The organism is Sphingomonas mali NBRC 15500 (assembly GCF_001598415.1).
In the GTDB taxonomy this organism is placed as follows: domain Bacteria; phylum Pseudomonadota; class Alphaproteobacteria; order Sphingomonadales; family Sphingomonadaceae; genus Sphingomonas; species Sphingomonas mali.
On record NZ_BCYX01000015.1, the window covers coordinates 46727 to 70958 of the forward strand.

General features: G+C 66.4%; 27 protein-coding genes. 11 read left to right on the forward strand and 16 right to left on the reverse strand.

Translation table 11 applies throughout. The features are described from left to right. Nucleotides 1-33 precede the first annotated feature (33 nt). On the forward strand, nt 34-1482 hold the full coding sequence (locus SMA01S_RS12580) for an ATP-binding protein (RefSeq protein WP_066822591.1): 1449 nt from the start codon (nt 34-36) through the stop codon (nt 1480-1482). A gap of 170 nt (nt 1483-1652) precedes the next feature. Here SMA01S_RS12580 and kynA read toward each other — a convergent pair whose 3' ends face one another. The 3 genes from kynA to SMA01S_RS12595 all read right to left on the reverse strand — a co-directional run bounded on the left by kynA (nt 1653) and on the right by SMA01S_RS12595 (nt 4064). Beyond that, nucleotides 1653-2492, reverse strand: coding sequence for a tryptophan 2,3-dioxygenase (gene kynA / locus SMA01S_RS12585; RefSeq protein WP_066822399.1), 840 nt, complete (start codon nt 2490-2492; stop codon nt 1653-1655). Continuing rightward, nucleotides 2489-3682, reverse strand: a complete 1194-nt coding sequence (gene kynU / locus SMA01S_RS12590; RefSeq protein WP_066822400.1) for a kynureninase — start codon at nt 3680-3682, stop codon at nt 2489-2491. Before kynU ends, kynA begins: the two co-directional genes overlap by 4 nt. A gap of 139 nt (nt 3683-3821) precedes the next feature. Next, the gene (locus SMA01S_RS12595) at nt 3822-4064 is read right to left on the reverse strand and encodes a hypothetical protein (RefSeq protein WP_066822401.1); all 243 of its coding nucleotides are present in this window, start codon (nt 4062-4064) and stop codon (nt 3822-3824) included. An 89-nt stretch (nt 4065-4153) separates the two neighbouring features. Between SMA01S_RS12595 and SMA01S_RS12600 the strand changes: the two genes are divergently transcribed. Next, on the forward strand, nt 4154-4852 hold the full coding sequence (locus tag SMA01S_RS12600; RefSeq protein ID WP_066822403.1) for an NAD-dependent deacylase: 699 nt from the start codon (nt 4154-4156) through the stop codon (nt 4850-4852). A gap of 129 nt (nt 4853-4981) precedes the next feature. Here the strand turns inward: SMA01S_RS12600 and era are convergent, their stop codons facing one another. The 3 genes from era to lepB are packed head-to-tail and all read right to left on the reverse strand — an operon-like array spanning nt 4982 to nt 7463. Then, nucleotides 4982-5875: a GTPase Era gene (era, locus tag SMA01S_RS12605; protein ID WP_066822406.1), complete on the reverse strand. Its 894-nt coding sequence runs from the start codon at nt 5873-5875 to the stop codon at nt 4982-4984. Continuing rightward, nucleotides 5872-6543, reverse strand: a complete 672-nt coding sequence (rnc, locus tag SMA01S_RS12610) for a ribonuclease III (RefSeq protein ID WP_245649265.1) — start codon at nt 6541-6543, stop codon at nt 5872-5874. The genes era and rnc overlap by 4 nt, the downstream gene beginning before the upstream one ends. Before the next feature lie 29 nt (nt 6544-6572). Then, entirely contained in the window at nt 6573-7463 is an 891-nt protein-coding gene (gene lepB, locus SMA01S_RS12615) for a signal peptidase I (protein ID WP_066822594.1), read from the reverse strand. Nucleotides 7464-7583: 120 nt separating this feature from the next. Between lepB and pgi the strand changes: the two genes are divergently transcribed. The 3 genes from pgi (at nt 7584) to SMA01S_RS12630 (ending at nt 11934) form a co-directional block, all read left to right on the forward strand. After that, the gene (gene pgi / locus SMA01S_RS12620) at nt 7584-9074 is read left to right on the forward strand and encodes a glucose-6-phosphate isomerase (RefSeq protein WP_066822412.1); all 1491 of its coding nucleotides are present in this window, start codon (nt 7584-7586) and stop codon (nt 9072-9074) included. An 85-nt stretch (nt 9075-9159) separates the two neighbouring features. Beyond that, the gene (gene gorA / locus SMA01S_RS12625) at nt 9160-10509 is read left to right on the forward strand and encodes a glutathione-disulfide reductase (protein WP_066822416.1); all 1350 of its coding nucleotides are present in this window, start codon (nt 9160-9162) and stop codon (nt 10507-10509) included. A 216-nt stretch (nt 10510-10725) separates the two neighbouring features. Then, a complete protein-coding gene (locus SMA01S_RS12630; RefSeq protein ID WP_066822419.1) occupies nt 10726-11934 on the forward strand; it encodes a hypothetical protein in 1209 nt (402 codons plus the stop codon). On the opposite strand, the gene SMA01S_RS12635 is transcribed toward SMA01S_RS12630, so the two are convergent. Beyond that, complete coding sequence (locus SMA01S_RS12635) at nt 11931-12761, reverse strand: TauD/TfdA dioxygenase family protein (RefSeq protein WP_218016891.1); 831 nt, start codon at nt 12759-12761, stop codon at nt 11931-11933. The two genes, SMA01S_RS12630 and SMA01S_RS12635, sit on opposite strands and share 4 nt — an antisense overlap. Before the next feature lie 36 nt (nt 12762-12797). Between SMA01S_RS12635 and SMA01S_RS12640 the strand changes: the two genes are divergently transcribed. Further along, nucleotides 12798-13490, forward strand: a complete 693-nt coding sequence (locus SMA01S_RS12640; protein ID WP_218016892.1) for a Crp/Fnr family transcriptional regulator — start codon at nt 12798-12800, stop codon at nt 13488-13490. 200 nt (nt 13491-13690) lie between these two features. On the opposite strand, the gene SMA01S_RS12645 is transcribed toward SMA01S_RS12640, so the two are convergent. Next, nucleotides 13691-14347 (reverse strand): ArsR/SmtB family transcription factor, encoded by a 657-nt coding sequence (locus SMA01S_RS12645; protein ID WP_066822427.1) that lies wholly within the window; start codon nt 14345-14347, stop codon nt 13691-13693. 71 nt (nt 14348-14418) lie between these two features. On the opposite strand from SMA01S_RS12645, the gene SMA01S_RS12650 reads away from it, so the two are divergent. The 3 genes from SMA01S_RS12650 (at nt 14419) to SMA01S_RS12660 (ending at nt 16651) form a co-directional block, all read left to right on the forward strand. Further along, nucleotides 14419-14724, forward strand: coding sequence for an NIPSNAP family protein (locus SMA01S_RS12650; protein WP_066822430.1), 306 nt, complete (start codon nt 14419-14421; stop codon nt 14722-14724). Beyond that, the gene (locus SMA01S_RS12655) at nt 14721-15068 is read left to right on the forward strand and encodes an antibiotic biosynthesis monooxygenase family protein (RefSeq protein WP_066822433.1); all 348 of its coding nucleotides are present in this window, start codon (nt 14721-14723) and stop codon (nt 15066-15068) included. The genes SMA01S_RS12650 and SMA01S_RS12655 overlap by 4 nt, the downstream gene beginning before the upstream one ends. Nucleotides 15069-15196: 128 nt before the next feature. Further along, on the forward strand, nt 15197-16651 hold the full coding sequence (locus SMA01S_RS12660; protein WP_218016893.1) for a GH1 family beta-glucosidase: 1455 nt from the start codon (nt 15197-15199) through the stop codon (nt 16649-16651). A 111-nt stretch (nt 16652-16762) separates the two neighbouring features. Here the strand turns inward: SMA01S_RS12660 and SMA01S_RS12665 are convergent, their stop codons facing one another. From SMA01S_RS12665 to SMA01S_RS12700, 8 genes are all read right to left on the reverse strand, one after another. Then, a complete protein-coding gene (locus SMA01S_RS12665; RefSeq protein ID WP_066822436.1) occupies nt 16763-17515 on the reverse strand; it encodes a sigma-70 family RNA polymerase sigma factor in 753 nt (250 codons plus the stop codon). After that, nucleotides 17512-19503: a flagellar biosynthesis protein FlhA gene (gene flhA / locus SMA01S_RS12670; protein ID WP_245649269.1), complete on the reverse strand. Its 1992-nt coding sequence runs from the start codon at nt 19501-19503 to the stop codon at nt 17512-17514. The genes SMA01S_RS12665 and flhA overlap by 4 nt, the downstream gene beginning before the upstream one ends. An 87-nt stretch (nt 19504-19590) precedes the next feature. Beyond that, complete coding sequence (locus SMA01S_RS12675) at nt 19591-20556, reverse strand: hypothetical protein (protein ID WP_066822439.1); 966 nt, start codon at nt 20554-20556, stop codon at nt 19591-19593. 215 nt (nt 20557-20771) lie between these two features. After that, nucleotides 20772-21089, reverse strand: a complete 318-nt coding sequence (locus SMA01S_RS12680) for a hypothetical protein (protein ID WP_066822442.1) — start codon at nt 21087-21089, stop codon at nt 20772-20774. Next, nucleotides 21076-21372, reverse strand: coding sequence for a flagellar biosynthesis anti-sigma factor FlgM (gene flgM, locus SMA01S_RS12685; protein WP_066822445.1), 297 nt, complete (start codon nt 21370-21372; stop codon nt 21076-21078). The genes SMA01S_RS12680 and flgM overlap by 14 nt, the downstream gene beginning before the upstream one ends. A 62-nt stretch (nt 21373-21434) precedes the next feature. Next, nucleotides 21435-21962, reverse strand: a complete 528-nt coding sequence (locus SMA01S_RS12690) for a flagella basal body P-ring formation protein FlgA (protein WP_066822448.1) — start codon at nt 21960-21962, stop codon at nt 21435-21437. Beyond that, nucleotides 21959-22489, reverse strand: a complete 531-nt coding sequence (locus tag SMA01S_RS12695; protein WP_066822451.1) for an OmpA family protein — start codon at nt 22487-22489, stop codon at nt 21959-21961. The genes SMA01S_RS12690 and SMA01S_RS12695 overlap by 4 nt, the downstream gene beginning before the upstream one ends. Next, nucleotides 22486-23157, reverse strand: coding sequence for a motility protein A (locus tag SMA01S_RS12700; protein WP_174543130.1), 672 nt, complete (start codon nt 23155-23157; stop codon nt 22486-22488). The genes SMA01S_RS12695 and SMA01S_RS12700 overlap by 4 nt, the downstream gene beginning before the upstream one ends. 308 nt (nt 23158-23465) lie before the next feature. Here SMA01S_RS12700 and flgB point away from each other — a divergent pair, with 308 nt between their 5' ends. Both flgB and flgC read left to right on the forward strand, forming a co-directional pair. Then, entirely contained in the window at nt 23466-23819 is a 354-nt protein-coding gene (gene flgB / locus SMA01S_RS12705; RefSeq protein ID WP_066822453.1) for a flagellar basal body rod protein FlgB, read from the forward strand. Nucleotides 23820-23821: 2 nt separating this feature from the next. Then, the gene (flgC, locus tag SMA01S_RS12710) at nt 23822-24232 is read left to right on the forward strand and encodes a flagellar basal body rod protein FlgC (RefSeq protein WP_066590173.1); all 411 of its coding nucleotides are present in this window, start codon (nt 23822-23824) and stop codon (nt 24230-24232) included.

A 24232-nucleotide genomic window follows, 5' to 3' on the forward strand; every position in this document is an offset into this window, starting at 1 on the left:
CCTTCGATGGCGGTTGCCACCATGCGCGGGGCGATGACGTTTCAGATCGATATGGGGATCGATTCGGCCGGCCGGCCGGCATGCGTCGATCTCGAAGAACTTCTCGCCACCCGATTGCTCGTCCAGGGCAATTCGGGATCGGGCAAGTCGCATCTGTTGCGCCGCCTGCTCGAAGGCAGCGCGCGGCAGGTGCAGCAAGTCATCGTCGATCCCGAGGGTGACTTCGTCACCTTCGCCGGGCCCTATGGCCATGTCGCGATCGAGGCGGTCGACTATTCGCTTGCCGAGATCACGCGCTTCGCCGCGCGCTGCCGCGAGCATCGCACCTCGGTCGTGCTCAGCCTCGAAGGGCTGGAGATGGAAGGGCAGATGCGCTGCGCGGCGACCTTCCTGTCGGCGCTGTTCGATGCGCCGCGCGACTATTGGTATCCGGCGCTGGTGGTGATCGACGAAGCCCAGATCTTCGCGCCTGCCGCCGGCGCCGAAGTGGCAGAAGACGTCCGCCGCGCTTCATTGGGCGCGATGACCAATTTGATGTCGCGCGGGCGCAAGCGCGGGCTGGCCGGGATCATCGCCACGCAGCGCTTGGCCAAATTGTCGAAGAACGTCGCGGCGGAAGCGAGCAACTTCCTGATGGGCCGCACCTTTCTCGACATCGACATGGCGCGCGCCGCCGATCTGCTCGGCATGGAACGGCGCCAGGCCGAGGCGATCCGCGACTTGCCGCGGGGAACCTTCCTGGGGCTTGGCCCGGCGGTCGCGCGGCGTCCGGTGACGATCCGCATCGGCGAGGTCGAGACCAGCGCGCGCAGTTCGAGCCCCAAGCTGGTGCCGCTCCCCGACCAGAGCCCGGCCGAAGACATGCGCGACTTCATCCTCGCGCCGGTCGAGGAAACGCAGTCGCTGCCGCTGCCACCCCCTCCCCCGCCGCGTCCGGCGCCGGCGGCCGAATTGCTCGAAGCGCTGGCGGCGACACCCGCGGCAGAGCCGGACGACGCCGACCCGGTCGACGCCGAGGCGGTGATGGCCGACGCGCTGCATGGCATCGTCGCCGATCCGGACAGCGCGCTGCGTCCCGCCGCCGCCCTGTTCCAGGATTTCCAGGTGCGGTGCCGCATGGCCGGGTTGCGCCGCATCGCGCTCGACCCGTCGAGCTTCGCTCGCCGGCTCGCCGCGGCGCGCGCAGGCATTTACCAGCCCGAGGACGAGCAATGGGCGCCGGCGATGACCGCCGCCGCCGCCGTGCCCGACGAGATGCTCGGCGCCTTCCTGCTGATCGCCCGCGCAGCGCGTGAGAATGCCCCCTGTCCGAGCGACGAGGAAATCGCGCGCATCTATGGCACCAGCTCGCTCGGCCGCGCGCGGCGCGTATTGGCCTATATGGAAGATCGCGACGTCATCGTGACGCGCACCGATCTGTCGGGACGGCGGTCGGTGACGATCCCGCGCCTCGGCTGGACGACCGCGTCGACCGACGCGTGAGGTGAGGACCGCTCGCGATCCATAGCGGCCGCAAGATTGGACAGGCGGCATCATCTCCCCTCCCGCTTGCGGGAGGGGTCGGGGGAGGGCTTGTCGCCTCCGTGGATGCCGATTGAAACACGCCCTCCCCTAGCCCCTCCCGTAAATGGGAGGGGAATTGGCGCGAAGCGCTAAAGTTCGGTCCGCACGTGCCACAGCTCGGGAAACAGCTCGACTTCGAGCATCCGGCGCAGATAGGCGACGCCTTGCGTCCCGCCGGTGCCGCGCTTGAGGCCGATCACGCGCTCGACCGTGGTGACGTGGTTGAACCGCCAACGGCGGAAATAATCCTCGAGATCGACCAGTTTCTCGGCCAGCTCGTAGAGCGGCCAATGCCGATCGGGATCGCGATAGATCGCGGCCCAGGCGGCGCGGAGCTTGTCGTTTTCGACGCGCTGCTCGCGAAGGTCGGCACGCTCCGCCCCCACGTCGAAGCTCGAGCGCGCGAGCAGGCGGATCGCCTCGTCGTACAGGCTGGGTCGCGACAAGATGCCCTCCAGGCCCGCCAGCACATCGGCGCGATGGGCATGCGGCTTGAGCATCGCGGCGTTGCGATTGCCGCAGAGGAATTCGATCGCGCGGTACTGATGCGACTGGAACCCCGACGACTGGCCGAGATCGGCACGGAATTCGGTATATTCGCTCGGCGTCAGCGTGCGCAGCACGTCCCAGGCGTTATTGAGCTGCTCGAGGATGCGCGAGACGCGCGCGAGCATCTTGAAGGCATGCGGCAGCTGGTCGTTCGCGATCGCGTCGCATGCCGATTCGAGCTCGTGCACCGCGAGCTTCATCCAGAGCTCCGACGTCTGGTGCTGGATGATGAACAGCATTTCGTCATGCGCTGCCGAGCGCGGCTGCTGCGCGCCGAGGATCAGGTCGAGGCGCAGATAATCGCCATAGGCCATCTTGCCGGCGAAGTCGGTTTCTGGCCCGTCGGCGTCGCCGGCATTTGATCGGTGGTCGTCGGTCATGTCACTTTGGACCGCGTGGCATAGGCGGGGTCGTCCCACAAGCGCTCGGTCATCACCCGTTCGAGCACCGCCGCCGCCGCCACGACATCCTCCTCCGACAGATAGAGCGGGGTGAAGCCGAAGCGGATCAGATCGGGCGCGCGGAAATCGCCGATCACATTGTTGGCGATCAGCGCCTGCATGATCGCATAGCCTTGCGAGTGACGAAACGAGACTTGGCTGCCGCGCCCGTGCGGATCGCGTGGCGATGCGAGCGTGAGGTCAGGGCAACGCGCCTCGACCTCGGCGATGAAGCGTTCGCTCAAGCGGATCGAGGCGGCGCGGACATCGGCCATGTCGACCCCGTCCCACGCATCGAGCGCGGCATCGAGCACCGCAAGCGCCAGCACCGGCGGGGTGCCGACGCGCATCCGCTCGACGCTCGCATGGGGGCGGTAATCGAGATCGAAGGCGAACGGCGCCTCATGCCCCATCCAGCCCGACAGGATCGGCCGCGCGCTCTCGGCAAAGCGCGGCGCGACATAGATGAAGGCGGGCGCGCCGGGGCCGCCGTTGAGGTATTTATAGGTGCAGCCGACCGCGAAATCGGCATCCGCGGCAGTCAGGTCGACCGGCACCGCTCCCGCCGAATGCGCGAGGTCCCACACCGTGACCGCGCCCACCGCATGCGCCTTGGCGGTGAGCGACTTCATGTCATGGCGGCGACCGGTGCGGTAATCGACTTCGGTGATCAGTGTCACCGCGACGCTTTCGTCGATCGCGCTCTCGACGTCTTCCGGCGCGACCAGCCGCAATTCGAACCCGCCACCGAGCGCCTGGAGCAGCCCACTGGCGATATAGAGATCGGAGGGGAAATTGCCGGTGTCCGACAGCACGACCCTGCGCTCGGGCCGCAACGCCAGCGCCGCGGCGAGCGCCTGGAACACCTTGACCGACAGCGTATCTCCGGTGGCGACGCTGCCCTCCGGCGCGCCGATCAGCCGGCCGATGCGATCGCCGACGCGGCGCGGCAGCCCGATCCAATCCGCGGTGTTCCACGCCTTGATCAGCTGATCGCCCCATTCGCGGATCATCACGTGGCGCGCCCGCGCCTCCGCCGACACGGGCAGCGGCCCGAGCGAATTGCCGTCGAGATAGATTAGACCCTCGGGCAGGTGGAACAGCCGCCGGGTCGTCGCGAAATCAGTCATTGTGCCGTGTCACGCGGAAATCGCCGCTTTGTAAAGGGATTGCACGGCCGCCTACCCTGATCGCCAACGGCGGAGGCCGGCGACTTCGTGAAGGAGTGACCGGCAAGTCCTTTATAGACCCAATTGCTGGGCGGACCTGTCAGCCCGCTAAATGATCGTGTCCGAGGGGAAACCAAATGCCCCGCTTTAGCAGGTTGCCCATATTCGGAACGACGTGACCCTGATCGAGCGACCGGACATCGCGGACCCAGATTATGTCGTTGATGGCATATTCGGCTGGAACGACTAGCCGCAGCAATGTCTCAGCGTCTTCGGCGGAATGCGCGGTAATGCCGTAGCCGAGCGTCATCGGCTGGTTAGTGGTAATCCAGTAAGGCTTCATCGCATCGCACTATCGGTCGGCCGTCGCTTCGTGGCAATGACAGCGTTCCACCAATAGCGGTCAAAACGGCCATCGCTTACTGTGGCGGAATGACCGACATCCGCAACATCGTGATCCTGACCGGCGCGGGCATCTCCGCCGAAAGCGGCATCGCGACGTTTCGTGGGCCGGGCGGGTTGTGGGAAGGGCATCGCGTCGAGGATGTGTGTACGCCGCAGGCGCTGGCGCGCGATCCCGAATTGGTGCACCGATTTTACGACCTCCGGCGCGCGGCGCTGGCTGGGGTCGAGCCCAACGAGGCGCATCGAGCGCTGGCTAGGCTCGACGCCGAATGGCCGGGCGAGTTGCTGATCGTCACGCAGAATGTCGACGATTTGCATGAGCGCGCGGGCGCGAAGCGATTGCTCCATATGCATGGAGAGTTGAAGTCGGCGCTGTGCGCGGCGTGCGAGCACCGGCAGGCGTGGGACGGCGACATGCCACCGGGGACGATCTGCGCTTCGTGCGGGTCGGCGGCGGTTCGGCCCGACATCGTCTTTTTCGGCGAGATGCCGTACGCGATGGACGTGATCGAGCGGGCCATTTCGCGGGCCGATCTGTTCGTGTCGATCGGGACGTCGGGTGCGGTCTATCCGGCGGCAGGGTTCGTCCAGACGGCCAAATATCATGGGGCGCGGACGCTGGAGCTCAACCTCGATCGGTCGGAGGGGAGCGGGTGGTTTCACGAGAGCCGGTTGGGGCCGGCGGGGGCGCTGGTGCCGGAGTGGGTGGGTCAGATGCTCGCCTGACCCACTCCGTCATCCCAGCGCAAGCTGGGATCTCAAGCAGCATCGCGTACCCGCTGGAGACCCCAGCTTTCGCTGGGGTGACGGGAGGGTACGCTGCGGCGACAGAAGTATGCCGGAGTGACCGGAGGATCAGTCGACCCAATCCAGCCCGATGTCGCGATAGACCTCGCGGTCCTCGTCCCAGCCCGGCTTCACCTTAACGTGCAGGTACAGATGCACCGGGCGGTCGAGCAATTCGTTCAATTGCGCCCGCGCCCGCGCCCCGATCTCCTTGATCCGGCTACCGCCCTTGCCCAGCACGATCGCGCGCTGCGTTGGGCGTTCGACCAGGATCTGCTGGCGGATCTCGACCGATCCGTCCTCGCGCTCGGTGAAGGCCTCGGTCTCGACCGCGCTGGCATAGGGCAATTCGGCGTGGAGCTGGAGATAGAGTTGCTCGCGCGTCACCTCGGCCGCCAGCGCGCGTTCGGTCGCGTCGCTGACCTGGTCCTCGGGGAAATGCCACGGCCCCTCGGGCATGGCATAGCTCAACGCCTTTTTGAGCTCGGCCAGCCCGTCGCCGGTCGACGCCGACACGAAGAACGTCTCGTCAAAATGCGCCGCCGCGTTCAGCTTTTCGGCATGGACCAGCAGCCGCGCCTTGTCGGCGATATCGACCTTGTTGAGGATCAGGAATTTGCGTTCGGGGCGGCCGGCGATGCTCTCGACGATCGGCATCACCTTGGGGCCGAGCCCGCCCTTGGCATCGACCACCAAAGCGGTCACGTCGGCGCCTTCCGTCCCGCCCCAGGCCGCGGCGACCATCGCACGGTCGAACCGGCGCTGCGGTTCGAAGATGCCCGGCGTGTCGACCAGCAGAATCTGCGTCTCGCCCTCGATCGCGACGCCGAGCAGCCGCGTCCGCGTGGTCTGCGCCTTGGGGCTAACGATCGCGACCTTCTGCCCGACCAGCGCATTGACCAGGGTCGACTTGCCCGCATTGGGCGCGCCGAGCACGGCGACGAGACCGCAATGCTGCGTCATGGTTGCACCTGCGCGAGCAGCACGCGAGCGGCAGCAGTTTCCGCTTCCTGCTTGCTCGATCCTTCCGCCTCCGCGCTGGCGTAGCTGCCGAGCGATACGCGCACGGTGAAGCGCGGCGCGTGCTGCGGCCCCGATCGCGTCACCACCTCGTACACCGGGGACTTGCGGTTGTGCGCGGCGGCCCATTCCTGGAGCGCCGATTTGGGGTGTTGCGGCGCACGAGCATCGGCATGGACACGATCGGCCCAGCGCGCGCGGACGAAGTCGCGCGCCGGCGCGAACCCGCCATCGAGATAGAGCGCGCCGATCAGCGCCTCCATCACGTCGCCCAGCACATTGTCGCTGTCGGCGGCGCCATCGTCCCGCGCCTGCTTCCCCAGTCCGAGGAAAGGCCGCACCCCGATCTCGCGGGCGATATCGGCGCAGACCGGGCCGGTGACGAGCGCGTTGAGGCGTTTCGACAGGCTACCTTCGGGTTCGTCGGGGAACAATTCGTACAGCCATTCGGCCATGGCGAGCCCGAGCACGCGGTCGCCGAGAAATTCGAGCCGCTCGTAATTCGCGCTCGCCTGGCTGCCATGCGTCAAGGCGCGCTCGAACCGCGCAAGGTCGCCGGGCGCACGTCCAAAGGTCGCGACGATCCAGCCGGCAAGTTCCTTGGTCGTCACCTGGCTATTCCCCGATCGAGGGGCAGTGGTCAAAAGCCCTGTCCCAGTCGGCTCCAGCGCGCCGCGGTGAACCATGTCCAGGGCAGCAGCCATTGCGCGTTACCGTCGGTCGACCAGAAGGTGACGACGGCCTTGCCTTCCAGATTCTCCAGCGGGACCATGCCGATCGCGCCATTCTCCTGCGCCGGGAAGCGGCTGTCGCCCGAATCGTCGCGATTGTCGCCCATCATGAACACGTGGCCGGCGGGAACCGTATAGACATCGGTATCGTCGCGGTCGGGGAATTCGCCGCGGTCGAGCACAGTGTAGCTGACCCCGTTGGGCAATGTTTCCTTGAATTGCATGTAGCGGCAGATCGGCTTGCCCGCGCTGTCGGTCGCCTGGAATTCTGCGGGGCATTCCTTGCCGGCGGGATAATTGGGAGTCAGCGGGATAGTGAAGTCCGCGACGCGCACCTTGGGCACCGCGACGCCGTTCAGGATCAATTGGCCGTGGCGCATCTGGATCGTGTCGCCGGGCAGGCCGATGACGCGCTTGATGTAATCCTGGTCATTGCCCGGCGGCGCCTTGAACACCACGACGTCACCCGGCGTCGGGTTGCGGCCGAAGATCCGCCCCGGGATCAGCGGCACGCTGAACGGCAGCGAATGCTTAGAAAAGCCGTAATTCCATTTCGAGATAAACAGATAGTCGCCGACATAGAGCCGCGGCAGCATCGATTGCGACGGGATCGAGAAAGGCGAGAACAGGAAGCTGCGGAAGATCACCACGACCACGACCAGCTTGATGATGAAGCTGAACGTGTCCTTCCAATCCTCTTCCTTCTTGGGTTTCTTCGCGGCGGGCGCAGGCGTGCCGGTGGGCGCCACAATGGGATCGGGCGCGGCGTCGGACGGGGTCGCCTGAGGTGTATCGGTCATGGCGCGCGGTTTGCGCATCCGCGTTGCGCGCGTCAAGCTTAGCTCGGGGCAGGCGTGGTTCCTTGAACGGGACGGCCGGAACGCCCATTGAGACCCCCGAGTCGAATAAGGAACCCAAATATGGCCGATTGGAGCGAGATCGAGGCGCTGAAGCGCATCCCCCTGACCAAGCTGTTCGCCGACGATCCGGAGCGGCTGGGCAAATATTCGGCCGACGTTTGCGGCATCCATTTCGATTGGTCGAAAACGCATCTGACCGACGAGGCGATCAAGGCGTTCGAGAAACTGGCCAAGGCAAGCGACCTGGCCGGCAAGCGCGAAGCCCTGTTCACCGGCCAGGTGATCAACGTCACCGAGAACCGCGCCGTCACCCATACCGCCGAACGCGGCGAAGGCGCTAAGGACGACGTCGCCAGCGCACAGGCGCTCCACGCCCGGATGCGCGCGCTGATCGACGCGATCGAGGCCGAGGCGCTGGGCCCGATCCGCAATATCCTCCATGTCGGGATCGGCGGATCGGCGCTCGGTCCCGATCTGCTGGTCGATGCGCTGGGGCGCGATTCCAACCGCTATGACGTGGCGATCGTCTCCAATGTCGATGGGCTGGCACTTGAGGAAGCGTTCAAGCGGTTCGATCCGAGTGCGACCGTTCTGGCGATCGCGTCCAAGACCTTCACCACCACCGAGACGATGCTCAATGCCGAAAGCGTCGTCGAGTGGATGCAGGCGGGCGGGGTCGAGGACCCCTATGGCCGCGTCGTCGCGCTGACCGCCGATCCGGACAAGGCGATCGAATGGGGAGTCGACGAGACGCGGGTGCTGCCGTTCGCCGACACCGTCGGTGGGCGCTATTCGCTCTGGTCGTCGATCGGTTTTCCCGCCGCGATGGCGCTCGGCTGGGACGCTTTCTCCGAATTGCTCGAGGGCGCGGCCGAGATGGACCGGCATTTCCGGCTGTCGGCGCTGCACGAAAATGTCCCCGCGCTCGCCGCCTTCACCGACCTGCTCTACACCCAGGCGTTCGGCTGCGAGACGCGCGGCGTGTTCTGCTACGACGAGCGGCTGCGGTTGCTGCCCTCCTACCTCCAGCAGCTCGAGATGGAATCGAACGGCAAGGGCGTAACGATCGAAGGCAAACCCGTCGGCCGTCCGACCGCGCCGATCACCTGGGGTGGTGTCGGCACCGACCAACAGCATGCCGTGTTCCAGCTGCTCCATCAGGGCACGCATCTCGTCCCGCTCGAATTCATCGGCGTGATCGAGCAGGCCGACACGCTGAGCGAGGACCACCACAAGACCCTGCTCAACAGCATGTTCGCGCAAGGCGCTGCGCTGATGAAGGGCAAGGAGAATCCCGACGACCTCGCTCGCGCCTATCCAGGCGACCGGCCATCGACCACCTTGCTGCTCGACGAGCTCGACGCGCGGACCCTGGGCGCGCTGATCGCCTATCACGAGCATCGCGTATTCGTGTCGGGCGTGCTGCTCGGGATCAACTCGTTCGACCAGTTCGGGGTCGAATTGGGCAAGGAAATGGCCAAGGCGGCGGCCAAGGGCGGCGGCGACTTCGACGCCTCGACCCAGGATTTGATCAAGCGGGCGTTTGGCTGACCCCTTTCCCCGTTCGTGCTGAGCCTGTCGAAGCACGGTTTGGACACACGCCCTTCGACAAGCTCAGGGCGAACGGAGTTTTGGAATGGCTGAATACGACTACGACCTGTTCGTCATCGGCATCGGATCGGGCGGCACGCGTGCGGCGCGGGTGGCGGCGGCGCATGGCGCTCGCGTGGCGGCGGCGGAGGAATATCGCGTCGGCGGCACCTGCGTGATTCGCGGCTGCGTGCCCAAGAAATTGCTCGTCTATGGCGCGCATTTCGCCGAGGATTTGATGGACGCGCGGCGCTTCGGCTGGGATGTCCCCGCCGACTGCAAGTTCGACTGGAAGACGCTGACCGGCAATGTGTTCGAGGAAGTCGACCGCATCAGCAAGGCGTACAACACCACACTCGACAGCCATAAGGTCGAGGTCATCAACGAGCGCGCCGAGCTGACCGGCCCCAATAATATCCGCCTGGCGTCGGGGCGCGAGGTCACGTCGAAATACATCCTGATCGCGACCGGCGCGCGGCCGCACGTCCCAACCTGTCCGGGCCACGAATATGGCATCACCTCGAACGAGGCGTTTCATCTCGAGAGCGTGCCCAAGCGCATCCTGATCGCGGGCGCCGGCTATATCGCCAACGAATTCGCCGGCATCTTCCACGAATTCGGCGCCAAGGTGACCTTGATCAACCGCAGCGACCAGATTCTGCGCGGCTATGACGAGCAGATCCGCGACCGCCTGCTCCAGATCAGCATGATGAAGGGGATCGATTTCCGCTTCAACGCCAAGTTCGAAGGGATCGAGAAGCAGGCCGACGGCAGCCTCAAGGTCTCGATGTCGAACCACGCGCCGATCGAGGTCGATTGCGTGATGTTCGCGACCGGCCGCGTGCCCAATACGGAGAATCTCGGCCTCGACGCGGCAGGAGTCGAGCTCAATGAAAAAGGTGCGATCAGGGTCGACGAGGACAATCGCTCGAGCGTGCCGAGCATCTATGCGGTCGGCGACGTCACCGACCGCATCCAGCTGACCCCGGTCGCGATCCGCGAAGGCCAGGCGTTCGCCGACACCGTGTTCGGCAACAAGCCGACGCGAGTCGACTATCACTGCGTCCCCGCCGCGGTGTTCAGCCATCCCCAGATGGCGGGCGTCGGGCTGACCGAGAGCCAGGCCAAGATCAAATACGGATCGGTCAAAGTCTATGTCAGCGACTTCCGCCCGATGAAGAACGTCCTGGCCGGCCGCAACGAGCGCGCGTTGTACAAGATGATCTGCGACAGCGAGACCAACAAGATCCTGGGCATCCACATGATCGGGCCGGAGGCGGCGGAGATACTGCAGGCGGCAGCGGTCGCGGTGAAGGCCGGCCTGACCAAGGACGCGTTCGACCAGACGGTGGCGTTGCACCCGACGATGGCGGAGGAATTGGTGCTGATGAAGTAGCGGGCGGACGGCCCGGATTTGCCCGCGGCAAATCCGGGACTCGTCACGGCGGGCGGCGGGCCGGCACAGCCGGCACGTCCGACGACGTGACCGCCAAGCCGAACGTTTTCCTGCTCCCCCGGAAGGAGGAACGGTGGCCTCCTAGCCACGGCTGGCCCGCTCGTTACAACAGGCGATGTGAACCGCATCGCTCTTATCGCTATCGTTGCCGCGGCTATGACCGCCCCCTGCGCAACGATGCTGCGCGCCCAGCAGGTCGCGCCTCCAACGATCATCCAGACCGCCAGTAAGCGGGTCGGCACGGGCGACTATCTCGAGACGATCGACGCCCTGAAATCGGCCGCCTATGCGCCCGATGGTACGACACGCGATCTCATGGCCGAGAAACTGTGGCTGCAGTTCAGCCCCTTCATGACGAATGAACTCGCACCCGCCAAAGCCGACCCGGCCGATGCCGATTACATTCTTGGGCGCGGATGGGCCGCCAGAATTGCGGCCGCGACGCCGCGCGACGCTATCGCCGAGATCGTGCGCCGAGCCGCGACGTCGCAAATCGTCATCCTCAACGAAACGCACGCCGCCCCGCGTGATCGCGCCTTCGGTTTGGAGGTTGCGCGCGCGCTTCGGCCGCTCGGCTTCTCGATTCTGGCGTTCGAAACGCTTCGGAATGACGTGCCGACGGGCGATCCGGGCTCGGCAACCGCACAACTTGAACGCGACAGATACGTCCGCTTCAACACCGGCGGCTATACGCCCGACCCGGTCTTTGCCGGTTTCCTGCGCGAATCACTGGCGCTGGGCTATGAGCCAGTCGCTTACGAAGCCACGACCAAGCAATTGACGCCGGGCGGCGGCATCGCTGAGCGCGACCAGGCGCAGGCGGACAATCTGGTCGCCGCGATCTTCGCCAGGCAGCCCAAGGCCAAGGTGCTTATCTATGTCGGCGTCAGCCATGTCGCCGAACGCCCGCTGGGCAAGACTGAGTGGATGGCATCGAGGCTGAAACGGATGACCGGCATCGACCCGCTGACGATCGACCAGGCGACGATCGACGATCTGTCGCCCGGCACGCGTGGCGCGTACGATATGGCGTCGGCGCGGATCGGCGACCGTTCCGCGATCTTCTTCGTCGGGCGGCGGCCGCTGGTGCTGGGGCCATATGCCGGCGCAGTCGACCTGCAGGTCGTACACCCGCGGCGCTCCTACCGCTTCGGCCGGCCGGCTTGGCTGGCAGCCCTTGGCGGCAAGCCGATAGCGATCCCCAGGGAATTGTTGCCGTCCAAGGGACGCCGGCTGATCCAGGTCTTCGACGCCGGCGCTGCGGCCGATGCGGTGCCCCTGGATCAAGTTCTGGTCGAGGCCGGCGGCCCCGTACCGATGCTGATGCCACCGCCCGGGCCCGTCCGGTTTCAAACGCAACCCTAGTTTAGCGCCACTCCGGAAATCGTGATCCGATGCATCAGCCGTCGATGCCCCTGATAATCGTTCATCGCGCAATGCCAGGTTGAGCGATTGTCCCAGATCGCGAGCGAGCCCGGCGCCCATTGCAAGCGGCATTGGAACTCCGGCCGCATGCCGACCGAGTAGAGATAGGACAGCAACGGCATGCTCTCCTCGCGCGTCCAGCCTTCGAAATGCAGCGTGAAGGCGGGATTGACGTAGAGGATCTTGCGGCCCGTCACCGGGTGGCGGATCACCACCGGATGAACCGCGGCGGCGTGGATCTCATGTCCCTTGAGATCGGCGGCCTGGTCGGTCTTCGCGTAGATGCCGTCATGGCCGTAGATATGGTCGGCCGAATGCACGGCGCGCAGCCCCTCGAGCGTCGCCTTGAGCCCGTCCGACAGCGAATCATACGCCGCGCCCAGGCTGGCGAACAGCGTATCGCCACCAGTCGGTGGCGTTTCGCGCGCGAGCAGGATCGAGCCCATTGCCGGCACCTGGTCATAGCTGTGATCGGTATGCCAGCCGCCACCGATATTGGTGGTCTGGGTTTCCGCCTTGCGCACCTCGGCGATCTCGGGATGGCCGCCATTCGCCGGGAAGTAATTGTTGATGTCGATCTCGCCCCAGCGCCGCGCGAAGGCGATGTGATCCTCGGGGCTGAGCTCCTGGTCGCGGACGAACAGCACGCCGCGTTCGGCGACCGCGGCCTTGAGCGCGTCGATGCCGCTGTCGTCGAGGTTCCGCAGGTCGATGCCGCTGGCTTCGGCGCCGCAATGATCGGCGATCGGGCGAATCTGCATGGTCATGATTCCTCTCCTTTGCCGGCGATCTTATCGCGCGGCTTGTACCAGGATTGCTACGATCGTAGCAATTGGCAGATGGAATTGCTCGACGCTCTCCGCCGTGGCCGCTGGTTTGCCACGCTCGACGCCGCGCTCGCCGCCGAACTGATCGCAGCCGGCCGCATCGCCACGCTCGACGCCGGGCAGTGGATCTATTCGGAGGGCGACGAGGAGCCGGGCCTGTGCCTGGTTGTCGAGGGCGTGCTGCGGCTGGAAGCGAGCGTCGGTCCCGAGCGCGACGTGCTGCTCGGGCTGGCGGGGCCGGGCCAGGCGATCGGCCAGTCACGACGCTTCGGCGGCGGGCGGCGGATCGTCACAGTCCGCGCGCAGCGAGCGGCCAGGGTGTTGCTGGTGCCCGACACCGCTTTGCCCGGAATCGCCGCACGCCAGCCGGGTGCTTGGCCAGCGACGATGGCCCTGCTCTACGACCAGCTCGATGCCGCAGTGCACGGGGCGGCGCTCAACCTGTGCCTGTCGCCACGCGAGCGCGTCGCGGCGCGGTTGGCGCAGTTGGCCGATGACCATGGCGACGTTCCCGCGACGCAAGCCGATCTCGCCGAAATGTGCGGGCTCAGCCGCAAATCGGCGAGCGGGCATATCCTGGCGCTGGCGAAACGCGGCTGGGTCGCGCCGGGCTACGGGTCGTTGCGTGTGCTCGACGCGGGGGCGCTACGAAGGGTTGCCGGGATTTAAGACGTGTCGACGTTGCGATTCTCCCCTCCCTGCAAGGGAGGGGATCAAGGGGTGGGTGTAGCGTCGGGCGAAGCTCGATGCCTCGTCCGGCGCTGTTTGCCGACAGGTCCATGAGTCTCTTGGGCGCGCAGACACGCGCACCCACCCCCAGCCCCTCCCTGCAAGCAGGGAGGGGAGTTCGAAAACTGAATGTCGACACCCTAAAGCCCGAACAGCCGATCAAACGCCGCCGCGCCGCGCTGGCCGAAGTCGATCACCCTGCCCTCGCCGCGCCGTGCCCAGCCCTCGTCCAGCGCGCGGCTCAAAATCTGCGCGCCGAGCGCTCCGCCGAGATGATGCCGCCGCTCGCTCCAGTCGAGGCACGTGCGGCAGAACGGCCGCCGTCCGTCCCCGCGCACGAACCCGCGATCGGCGAGCCACGCGCGGCCGGCATCGGTCAGGCCGTGGTCGACCATCATCCCCGCGTCCGCCAGCTTCGCCGCCACCGCCACCGCGCGCGCGCCGGCAAGATGATCGTAGCACACCCTCGCTTCACGCAGCGCCGGGTCGCGCGGCCCCGTGCGCAGTCTGACAGCGCCGGTCCGCTGCGCCAATTCCATCAGCGCCTCGAGTGCGGTGGCCACGTCGGGGCCCGACAGCCGCAGATAGCGATGCCGCCCCTGTTTCTCCGCGGCGAGCAGCCCGGCCGTCTCCATCCGGGCAATGTGCCCGCTGGCGGTCGGCAGGGTGATGCCCGCAACATGCGCCAGCTCGCTCACCGTCAGCGCGCGCCCGTCCATTAGCGCGGTCAGCATGTTGGTGCGCGCGGGGTCGCCGATCAGCGCGGCGATTTCGGCGATATAGGGGCCTTCTCTCATGGTTCGATCTGTACCGAACCATCGCCGCGGCCGGAATCGCTAAAGTGCACGGACACTTTGGAGAAGACCGAATGATCACCTGCTTCATCCGCTACGATATCGAGCCCTGGGGCCGCGACGCGTTCGTCGATTATGCCCGCATTTGGGGCCAGGCGATCCCCGAGTGCGGCGCCGATCTGATCGGCTATTTCGCCCCGCACGAAGGATCGGCGACGACGGCTTATGGCGTCTACAACATCGAGAGTCTGGCCGAGTACGAAGCCTATCGCGCGCGGCTCAAGGACCATCCGATCGGTCGCCAGAACTTCGCCTTCGCGCAAGGCGAGCGCTTCATCCGCCGCGAGGACCGCATCTTCCTGGCCAGGGTCGACCGATGATCGCGGTGATCTTCGAGGTCGAACCCGCCGGGGGGCAGCGCGACACCTATCTCGACATCGCCGCGCGGCTGAAACCCGAACTGGAGGCGATCGACGGGTTCATCTCGGTCGAACGGTTCGAGAGCCTGACCAATCCCGGCAAGATGCTGTCGCTGAGCTTCTTCCGCGACGAGGCGGGGGTCGCGGCGTGGCGCAACACCGAGGATCATCGCCGCGCACAGGCGGCGGGACGCGGCGGGGTGTTCGCGGAGTACCGACTGCGCGTGGCGCGGGTGCTGCGGGACTATGGGCTGGAGGAGCGGGAAGAAGCGCCGCAGGACAGCCGGGCGGCGCATCAGGTTTAGGAGCTATTGCCGCCGTAACCCGTTACAAAAATATAGCGTTGACTATTGTTTTGGCGCGCTCTTTTATCGCTTAACTACCCCGCAAGTGCCGTTGCGGCCGAGACAATGGGGAGATGGGAGAGGCGAGCATGCGGAGGCGTGAATTCGTACTGGCGACAGGCGCGACGATTGCGGCACCTGGCCTGATCGCGGCATCGAAGCCCGGCGTGCAACCCGCCATGCCGGCCTTCCCGCCCGATTTTCTGTGGGGAGTGGCAGCGTCCTCCTATCAGATCGAAGGCGCCGTGAGCGAGGACGGTCGCGGAAAGTCGATCTGGGACACGTACTGCCACCAACCCGGCAATATCGCGGGTAACGCCAATGGCGACATCGCGTGCGACCACTATCATCGTTATCGTGAGGATGTCGGACTGATCGGCCAGCTCGGCGCGCGGACCTATCGTTTCTCGATCGCATGGCCACGGATCCAGGCGGAGGGGCGCGGCACGGCCAATCCGAAGGGGCTCGATTTCTATTCGCGGCTGACCGACGAATTGTTGGCCAGGGGCATCGAGCCGATGCCGACCCTGTTTCACTGGGATCTGCCGCAAGCCCTGCAGGATGCCGGCGGCTGGCAGAACCGCGACACCTGCGATCGGTTTGCCGACTATGCGCACATCATGGCGGAGCGTCTCGGCGATCGCGTGCCGCGCTGGATCACGCATAACGAGACCTTCATGCACCACGTCCTGGGGCACGTTCTCGGCGTCAATGCGCCGGGGCTGAAGCTCGATATGCCGCAATCCTTCCCGGTCGCGCATCACTTGCTGTTATCGCACGGCAAGGCCGTTCAGGCGCTCCGCGCGACGGTGAAACGCAAGGCGCAGATCGGCATCGCCCAGAATTTGGCGATGGTGCGGCCGGCCGATCCGGCGCGGGACGAACCGGCCGCGCAGGCAATGACGCTCTATTATTGGGGATTGCACGTCGATCCCCTGCTCCTCGGTCGCTACCCCGCGGAATTGCCGGACGCCCTCACCGCGACGGCAGTGCGGGACGGCGACCTCGCGACGATCGCCCAGCCGCTCGATTTTCTTGGCGTCAATTATTACAATACCAACTTCATGCGCGTCAGTCCGCCGGGCAGCGCCCAGCCGATCGAGGAAGCGCCGCCGCCCGCGAAATTCGCGCGAACCGCGATGGGCTGGCCGGTCGACCCGCAAGGCATGACCGACGTGCTGCTCGGGTTACGCGCTCGCTACGGCCCCGCTTTGCCCTCGATCATCATTACCGAAAACGGTGCGGCCTTCACCGATAGCGTCGTGCGGGGTGCGGTGCATGACGCCGGCCGGATCGCGTTCCTCGACGCCCATATCCGCGCGGTCAGGAAGGCAATGGATGCCGGGATCGATGTGCGCGGTTATCTAGTGTGGTCGATCCTCGACAATTTCGAGTGGGCCGACGGCTATGGACCACGCTTCGGCCTAGTGCGCGTCGATTACGCCACGCAACGCCGGACGCCGAAGGATTCCTACCATTGGTATCGCGGGCTGATCGCGGGTCAGTCGGGGGCGGTGAAAATGACGGCGGACGCCAAACGGTAGGAAGAGGCGAGGTGGCGAGGCCGCCGCGCATTATGTAGGCGGCGGTACGAAAAATACGGCGTCGGCCAACACGCCCGGCTCTACAAGCCGTCAGCAGCCGTGCCCCGCCCGTCAAACCGCCTTCGCCAGCACCTTCTTCAACCGCGCATGCGCCGACGCCTTGATCTGGCACACGCGCGCGGCGCCCACGCCGAGCACATGCCCGATTTCCTCGAGGTTGAGTTCCTCGACATAATATAGCTGCACCACCTGCGCCTCACGCTCGGGCAACGCGGCGATCGCGCCGACCAACGTCTCCCGCAGATCGGCCTCGGCGAGTTGCTCGAACGCGTCGGGCTCGTCGGACATGAACCACGGGCCGTCGTCGGTATAGACCTCATCCAGCGAGTCGAACCGCACCGCCTCCGCGCTCGAATAATCGGCGCGCAGTTTCTCGACGCTGACGCCGAGTTTCTCGGCGACATCGGCCTCGGCCGGCGGCTTGCGGTCGACGGTCAGCGAGGCGACCGTTTCCTGATATTGCTTGCGCCGGCGCATCGCGCCGCGGGTCAGGGTCGCCTGGCGGCGGAGCTGGTCGATCATCGCGCCGCGCAGGCGGGTGGCGAGATATTGTTCGAACGTCACCTGGCCGCGATCCTCGAAGCCGTGGATCGCCTCGACCAAAGCGACCAGCCCGATCTGGACCAGATCCTCGACCTCGCACACGCCCGAAATGCTGCCATGGACGTGCCAGGCGATGCGGCGGACCAGCGGCGAGTGCTTGCGCACCAAAGCGTCGATATCGGCGCCGGTGCGGCCATAGGTCAGCGGACCCGGGATCGGTTGCGCGTTGGCGAACGCGCTCTGCATCGGTTCCGCGCTCATGCCGCGAGCGCCTGGGGAGCGCCGATCACGGCGACGACTTCGACCGATTTCTCTTCAGGCACTTCGAAGAAACTCATCACTGGAGTGTCGGGGAGGCAGGTCTTGACCAGCTTGCGGATCGCGAGACGGATCGAGGGCTGGACGACGAGCGCGAAGGGTTTGGCTTCGGCGACGAGCGGCGCCGCCGCCTGGGTCAGCGCGTCGACGATGCGGCGGCCGAGATCGGGTTCGATCGTGTGGCGGCGCGACGGGTCGGAGCGGACCGCCTGACCGAGCAGCCCTTCGAGCTGCCCTTCCAAGGTCATCACGCGCAGCGGTTCGTGCACGCCGCACAATTTCTGGATGATCAGCCCGCCGAGATCGGGGCGGATCGCCTCGATAATCTCTTCGGCGTCGACCGTGCGCTGCGCGGCGACCGCGATGGCCGAGGCGATGCGGCGGAATTCCTTGAGGCTGATGCCCTCGGCCAGCAGGCCCTTGAGCACCTGGGTCAAGGTGGTCAGCGGCAATGGCGCCGGGGTCAGCGCGGCGACCAGCTGCGGATTGCGTTCCTTCAGCCCGTCGAGCAGTTGCTGGACCTCGTCCGCGCCGAGCATGTCGGACGCGTTCTGGCTGAGCTGATGGTTGAGGTGGGTCGCGACCACGGTACCGGCGTCGACCACCAGATAGCCCTGGCCGGTCGCGGCATCTGCGTCGCCCGGCTGGATCCAGGTGGCGTCGAGCCCGAAGGTCGGGTCCTTGGCCTTCTTGCCGCGCAATTCGCCGACGCCCTGGCCGGTGTCGAGCGCGAGCATCTCATCGGCCGATGCCTGATCCTCGGCGATGACGACGCCGCCGACGATGATGCGATAGGTGTAGGGCGCGAGGTTGATGTCGTCGCGGACGCGCACTTGCGGCACGACGAAGCCGAGGTCCTTGCTGAGCTGACGGCGGACGCCGGTGATGCGGCCCATCAGGGGGGCGCCGCGACGCTCGTCGACCAGCGGCACCAGGCCATAGCCGATGTCCAGATGAATCTGCATGCCGTCGCTGACCTCGTCCCAGCCGATCTTGGACAGATCGGGCGCGGGGGCGGCGGGCGCGGGCGGCGGCGGGCGATGCGCGATCTGGCGCAGCTTCCACGCGGCGAACCCGGCGATGCCCGCAGCAGCCAACAGCACGAGGTGCGGCATGCCCGGCAGCACGCCGAGCAGCCCCAGGATGCCCGCGACCGGGGTCCAGGTGCGCGCCGATCCAAATTGCGTGCCGATCTGGCCGGCGAGATCCTGGCTCGAGGTGACGCGGGTGACGATCGCGGCGGCGGCGATCGAGAGCATGAGCGACGGCAGCTGCGCGACCAGCGCGTCGCCGATCGCCAGCAGGATATAGTTGTGCGCCGCGGCGCCGACCGACATGCCGTGGCTGACAGGCCCCAGGATCAGGCCGCCGATGATATTGGCGAACAGGATCAGCAAGCCGGCGACCGCGTCGCCCTTCACGAACTTGGACGAACCGTCCATCGATCCGTAGAAATCGGCCTCGGTCGACACTTCGATGCGGCGCGCCTTGGCTTCGTCGGGGGTGATCAGGCCGGCATTGAGGTCGGCGTCGATCGCCATCTGCTTGCCGGGCAAGGCGTCGAGCGTGAAGCGCGCCGACACCTCGGACACGCGCCCCGCGCCCTTGGTCACCACGATCAGGTTGATAATCACCAGGATCGAGAAGACGAAGATGCCGACGACGTAATCGCCGCCGATCAGGAACGATCCGAATGCCTCGATGACATGACCGGCCGCGCTCTCACCCTCATGGCCATGGACCAGCACGACGCGGGTCGAGGCGACGTTGAGGCCGAGGCGGAACAGCGTGGCGAACAAGAGGACGGTCGGGAAGGCGGAGAAATCGAGTGGCTTCTGCGCGTTCAACGCGACCATCAGCACCGCGAGACTGATCGCGATGTTGGTGACGAAGAAGATGTCGAGCATGGCCGCCGGGATCGGCACGACCATCAGGACGACGAGCAGCAGGATCGCGCCCGGGAGGGCGGCGTTGCGGACGTTGCCGGCGAGGAAATTCTTCAGGACAGGCGGCACGCGTTACGCTCCCAGGCTCGCAAGCATCAGATAGGCCAGCCGCGCATTGTCGGGCGTCGGCCGGAGAAGATTGACCGCGCTGGCGGAATTGGCGGGATCGGTCGGCGCACCGGTCGCGGCCTGCGCGCCGTTGACGCGCATCAGCGCCGCCTTGGCCCAGGCCGCGGCGCTGCCGCTGGTATCGGCCGATCCGGTGATGACCTGCGCGTCGCCGAGGCCAGTGACCGAAGCGAGCGAGGCGAAATTGGCTTTCGCGGTTTCGAATGCGCTGGTGCCATAGGCCTTGGCGAACGCGGTCGCGCCCGATCCGTCCAGCGCGTCGGACGCCAGGCTGGTCGCGCCGACCTTGGCCGCGCCCTTGTCGAGCTTGGCGGCGAAGCGCTGATAGATGTCGCTCAGGCTGCGCGCATTGCCGCCGGCGTCGTAGAAGATCGAGCGATTGGCGCGGGCGGCGGCGGGGAACATCGCCGCGCCCGACGCACCGGGGTTGCTCTGCATCGTCTGGAGGAACGACTTGGCGCCGGCCAGGCCGAGGAAATGCGCCATGTAGAGATCGGTGCCGGTGGCGCCGCGGCCGAGCGAGCTTTCGAGCGACGCCTGATTGTCCGAGGCGAACTCGGCGGCCATCGTCGCGGACACGTCGGGATTGTTGCGCAGGTTGAGGATCGCGCTCTTCATCTGCGGATCGTTCACCACCCAGCGGTTGCCCGAGCGGGTGATTGCGTTCGACGCCCAGCCCAGGCCGTTCTCGGCGCCGTGCTGCTTGACGATGCCGAGCCAGGACTGATCGATGAACTGATAGAGACCGGTCGCCGACGAGGTGCCGGCGCGCGCGCCCGGGTTCAGCCCGCTTTCGAGCTGGGCCTGACCGAGCAGATAGTCGAAATCCATGCCGGTCGAGCGGCTCGCATTCGCGATCGCCGTCCTGACGCGGTCGACATTTCCGGTAAGTGCTACGACGCCGCCCATGGGGTTTGGCTGAATGCTCCCTGTTACGGGGATCACTCAGCAAGCAGCGTGCCAGTTTTGGTTAATGGGGGATGGGGGAACTCCCCTCCCGCTCGCGGGAGGGGTTGGGGGAGGGCGTGTCGAAACAGCGCCGCCGCCTGAGAAACATGCCCTCCCCTAGCCCCTCCCGCAGGCGGGAGGGGAATTAGGAGAACACCAAATTTCGTCGAATAAACTTACGCGTAGGCCGCGAGATGCCCGTTGGCGCGGTAGCCACCGGCAGCGTCACCGGCAAGAATTTGCAGGCGGCGACGGACATTTGCCGCCAGCAGGTTGCAATAGATCCGCGCGGTCTCGTTCAGGCGGTGCGCCTCCTCGGCGAGTTCGCGCACGCCGGGTTCCAGCATGCCACCATCGATCGCCGCCAAGTCGTTGAGCGCGGCCAGCTTCGCACTGGTCGCCTTGTCGAGAGCGTCGACATCGTTGGTCTTCATCGCCGCAATCTCGGCGTGAAGTAGGTCGATTATCTTGATCAGGCCTTCACGCCGCGTCATCGATCCATTCCCCCCTTAACGACAACATCCGGTCCGCGACCTTCTGCGGGTCGGGCTGGAAGCTGCCATCGGCGATCGCCTTGCGAAACCGGTCGACGCGTTCCGCATCCACCGGCGGCTTGGCGGCGAGTTCCTGCACCAGCTGACCGACTGGGTGCGACGCCTGCATCTGCTGCTCGGGCGTGGCGATGGCCGACGCGATCTTCGCGGCGGCCGCCGCTCCGAGCACCGGAGCGATACGGGCATTGGGCGTTGAGCCCTTCGGTCCGATCGAGTCCACCATTGTCCACCCTGAAGCGTGTCTGGATCATCGAACGTCCGCCTGCCCAAATTCTTTAGAAAAAATTATTCCGCACCGGGAATCATGGCTTTGCCCGGCTCGACCGCGATCGCCTGGATCGGCGGCTTGCCGTCCTGAACGCGGATCAGCACGCGTGCGCCGGCCGCCGCGTCGGTCGTCGCGATGCCGTCGCGCGTCACCGAAAAGCCGCCATCGCCCGCGACCACCGTCACCGGATCGCCGCGCTTGATGACGATCGCCGCCTTGGCCGCGGCGACGGGCGCCGCTGCCGGCGTCGCGGCAGGCGCAGGCCGTGCCGGCATCATCACGGGCACGAAGATGCGCCATTGCGGATCGGTGCAGGTCACCACGACGGAATCGTGGCTGTCGGTGCGCCAGTTGAGCGAGACCATCGGACAGGTCGTGAGCTTCAGCCGGGTATCGACCGCGGTGCGGGCGCCGCCGGACTCGCCGATCGCGTGGCCGGTAAAGCCCGCGACCGCTTTGTCGATCAGCGTGGTGCTCTGGAAATTCTGCGCCGCGGCGGGGCTCGCCATGAGCAACAGCGCGATGAAGGATAAAGTTCGAGTCATGGTTTTTTCCTGACGGGATCGCCGGTGAAGCTCATCGTCACCAGCGCGATGCGGCGGCCGGTTCCCGGCGTCGCGATCATGATGCGGTCGGCGGCGACGCCGTGCGCGATCAGCCAGCTGGCGGTCGCGCGGGCGCGGTCGCTCGCCAGGATCTGCGCGCTGCCGGTGGTCGGGTCGCTATCGGCCTGCGTCCCCTCGGCGCTGCCGGCGATGCGCAGGGTCACGCGCGGATCGCGCAGGCTTTCCATCGCGAACTCGAGCAGGCCGTCGGTGATGACGATCCTGGCCGAACCGGGAGCGAACCCTGCGGCGGCGGACGCGAGCGGGATCGGATCGGCGGGGGTGGATATCGCGGCGGTCGTCGCCGGCTTGCCGCCGAACCCCTCGCGCAACCCCTTGGCCAGCGCCTGTCGATCGGTCGCCTGGACCAGCACGAAGAAGCCGACCAGCAGCAAGGCGAGATCGGCCAGCGTCCACAACCAGAGCGGCCGCGCTGGCGGCGGATCGAGCAGATCGGTCTCGCTCATACCGCTGCCGGCGTGAAGCTGGTGGGGGCCTTGATCCGCCCCTTTTCGGCGAGCGCGGCGAGCGGCGCGACGAGCCGCGTGCGCTCTTCGGCTTCGGCGCGCGCACGGCGGCGCAGGCGCACCGCGATCGGCATCGCGATCAGATTGGCGATCAGCGCACCATAGAGCGTCGCGAGCAGGGCAACCGCCATCCCCGCGCCGATCGCGGCGGGGTCGGTCATCGCCCAGAACATCTTCACCAGTCCGACCAGCGTGCCGACCATGCCCATGGCCGGCGCGACCTCGGCAGCGCCGGCCCACATGTCGGCGGCGGCGGCGTGGCGCAGGATGCGCGCGCGGCGGCGCTCGTCGAGCTGGCGCGTGATTTCGTCGGGCGTCGCGCCGTCGACGATTCCAACAACCGCCGCGGCGACATCGCGGTCGGCAATCACCGAACGGTCGAGCGCGTGCATGCCATGGCGGCGCGCGATCCGCCCGAGCGCGGCGATCTGGTCGACCAACGGCGTCGCGTCGAACGGCTTTCGCGCCAGCGCACGGAGCGCGGCGACACCTCGCCCGACATCGCCGAGCGAGGTCCGCAACAGGGTCGCGAGCACGGTGCCGCCGGCCACGATGCCGATCGCGGCTGGATCGAGGAAAGCGCCGAGCGTGATGGGGTCCGTCGTCATATGCGCGATCTACTGCAAGCATGGTGCCAGTTCGGTCGTGATACCGACAGACCCTCTCCCTTCCCACTCGGCTGTGCCGAGCGGGCCCCTTCCCTCTCCCGCCTGCGGGAGAGGGAGGGAGGCGCGGAGCGCCGGAAGGGTGAGGGTCTGTCACCACCGGCAAACCGGCAAATCAGCTTGCCGCCACCGGCAAAGCTTTGCCGCTCCCGTCGGCTTAGCGGAGCGAAAACCGGCAAATCCGCCTTTGTCGGGCAATTGGCACGCCCCTTGCTCATCTCTCGCGCAGGATTTCACGCGAGGTGACGGCAATGGCCGACAACACTCTGTTCGGGATACATGGGGCGGCGCTCGAAGTGCGCGGTCAGCGCATGGGCGTGCTTGCCTCCAACATCGCGAACGCCTCGACCCCCGGGTTCAAGGCGCGCGACATCGACTTTCAGCAGGCGCTGTCATCGGCCACCGGCTCAGGCGGACTGACCGACACCGGCCTCGCGAGCGCGACCAAATATCGCGTGCCGCTGCAGCCCAGCCTCGATGGCAACACCGTCGACCTGTCGACCGAGCAGACCGCCTTTGCCGAAAACGCCGTCCAGTATCAGACGACGCTCTCCTTCCTGAACGGGCGGATCGGCCAGATCACCCGCGCGCTGAGGGGCGAATAATCATGAGCAACGGACCGATGACGATCTTTCAGGTGTCGGGCCGCGCGATGAGCGCGCAGCTCGTGCGCCTGAATACGACAGCCTCCAACCTGGCCAATGCCGGGTCGGTCGCGAGCTCGGCCGACACCGCCTATCGCACGATCAAGCCAGTGTTCCGCACCAGCTTCGACAAGGCCAGCGGCATGTCGACGGTCGACGTCGAAAGCGTCGTCACCGCCGGCGAGAACCCGACGAAACGCTACGACCCCGCCAACCCGATGGCCGACAAGGACGGCAATGTCTGGGAATCGGCGGTCGATGAGACCCGCGAGCTGGTGGACATGATGGAGACCAGCCGCAGCTACCAGAACAATGTCGAAGTCATGCAGACCGCCAAGTCGCTGATCCTCGATACCCTCAAGCTTGGGAAATAA

Excerpts from the sequence above, each read along its gene's own strand:
- SMA01S_RS12580 (WP_066822591.1), top strand. The coding sequence starts at position 34 with ATGACGTTTCAGATCGATATGGGGATCGATTCGGCCGGCCGGCCGGCA.
- kynA (WP_066822399.1), bottom strand. The coding sequence starts at position 2,492 with ATGACCGACGACCACCGATCAAATGCCGGCGACGCCGACGGGCCAGAA.
- kynU (WP_066822400.1), bottom strand. The coding sequence starts at position 3,682 with ATGACTGATTTCGCGACGACCCGGCGGCTGTTCCACCTGCCCGAGGGT.
- SMA01S_RS12595 (WP_066822401.1), bottom strand. The coding sequence starts at position 4,064 with ATGAAGCCTTACTGGATTACCACTAACCAGCCGATGACGCTCGGCTAC.
- SMA01S_RS12600 (WP_066822403.1), top strand. The coding sequence starts at position 4,154 with ATGACCGACATCCGCAACATCGTGATCCTGACCGGCGCGGGCATCTCC.
- era (WP_066822406.1), bottom strand. The coding sequence starts at position 5,875 with ATGACGCAGCATTGCGGTCTCGTCGCCGTGCTCGGCGCGCCCAATGCG.
- lepB (WP_066822594.1), bottom strand. The coding sequence starts at position 7,463 with ATGACCGATACACCTCAGGCGACCCCGTCCGACGCCGCGCCCGATCCC.
- pgi (WP_066822412.1), top strand. The coding sequence starts at position 7,584 with ATGGCCGATTGGAGCGAGATCGAGGCGCTGAAGCGCATCCCCCTGACC.
- gorA (WP_066822416.1), top strand. The coding sequence starts at position 9,160 with ATGGCTGAATACGACTACGACCTGTTCGTCATCGGCATCGGATCGGGC.
- SMA01S_RS12630 (WP_066822419.1), top strand. The coding sequence starts at position 10,726 with ATGACCGCCCCCTGCGCAACGATGCTGCGCGCCCAGCAGGTCGCGCCT.
- SMA01S_RS12635 (WP_218016891.1), bottom strand. The coding sequence starts at position 12,761 with ATGACCATGCAGATTCGCCCGATCGCCGATCATTGCGGCGCCGAAGCC.
- SMA01S_RS12645 (WP_066822427.1), bottom strand. The coding sequence starts at position 14,347 with ATGAGAGAAGGCCCCTATATCGCCGAAATCGCCGCGCTGATCGGCGAC.
- SMA01S_RS12650 (WP_066822430.1), top strand. The coding sequence starts at position 14,419 with ATGATCACCTGCTTCATCCGCTACGATATCGAGCCCTGGGGCCGCGAC.
- SMA01S_RS12655 (WP_066822433.1), top strand. The coding sequence starts at position 14,721 with ATGATCGCGGTGATCTTCGAGGTCGAACCCGCCGGGGGGCAGCGCGAC.
- SMA01S_RS12660 (WP_218016893.1), top strand. The coding sequence starts at position 15,197 with ATGCGGAGGCGTGAATTCGTACTGGCGACAGGCGCGACGATTGCGGCA.
- SMA01S_RS12665 (WP_066822436.1), bottom strand. The coding sequence starts at position 17,515 with ATGAGCGCGGAACCGATGCAGAGCGCGTTCGCCAACGCGCAACCGATC.
- flhA (WP_245649269.1), bottom strand. The coding sequence starts at position 19,503 with ATGGTCGTGCCGATCCCGGCGGCCATGCTCGACATCTTCTTCGTCACC.
- SMA01S_RS12675 (WP_066822439.1), bottom strand. The coding sequence starts at position 20,556 with ATGGGCGGCGTCGTAGCACTTACCGGAAATGTCGACCGCGTCAGGACG.
- SMA01S_RS12680 (WP_066822442.1), bottom strand. The coding sequence starts at position 21,089 with ATGACGCGGCGTGAAGGCCTGATCAAGATAATCGACCTACTTCACGCC.
- flgM (WP_066822445.1), bottom strand. The coding sequence starts at position 21,372 with ATGGTGGACTCGATCGGACCGAAGGGCTCAACGCCCAATGCCCGTATC.
- SMA01S_RS12690 (WP_066822448.1), bottom strand. The coding sequence starts at position 21,962 with ATGACTCGAACTTTATCCTTCATCGCGCTGTTGCTCATGGCGAGCCCC.
- SMA01S_RS12695 (WP_066822451.1), bottom strand. The coding sequence starts at position 22,489 with ATGAGCGAGACCGATCTGCTCGATCCGCCGCCAGCGCGGCCGCTCTGG.
- SMA01S_RS12700 (WP_174543130.1), bottom strand. The coding sequence starts at position 23,157 with ATGACGACGGACCCCATCACGCTCGGCGCTTTCCTCGATCCAGCCGCG.
- flgB (WP_066822453.1), top strand. The coding sequence starts at position 23,466 with ATGGCCGACAACACTCTGTTCGGGATACATGGGGCGGCGCTCGAAGTG.
- flgC (WP_066590173.1), top strand. The coding sequence starts at position 23,822 with ATGAGCAACGGACCGATGACGATCTTTCAGGTGTCGGGCCGCGCGATG.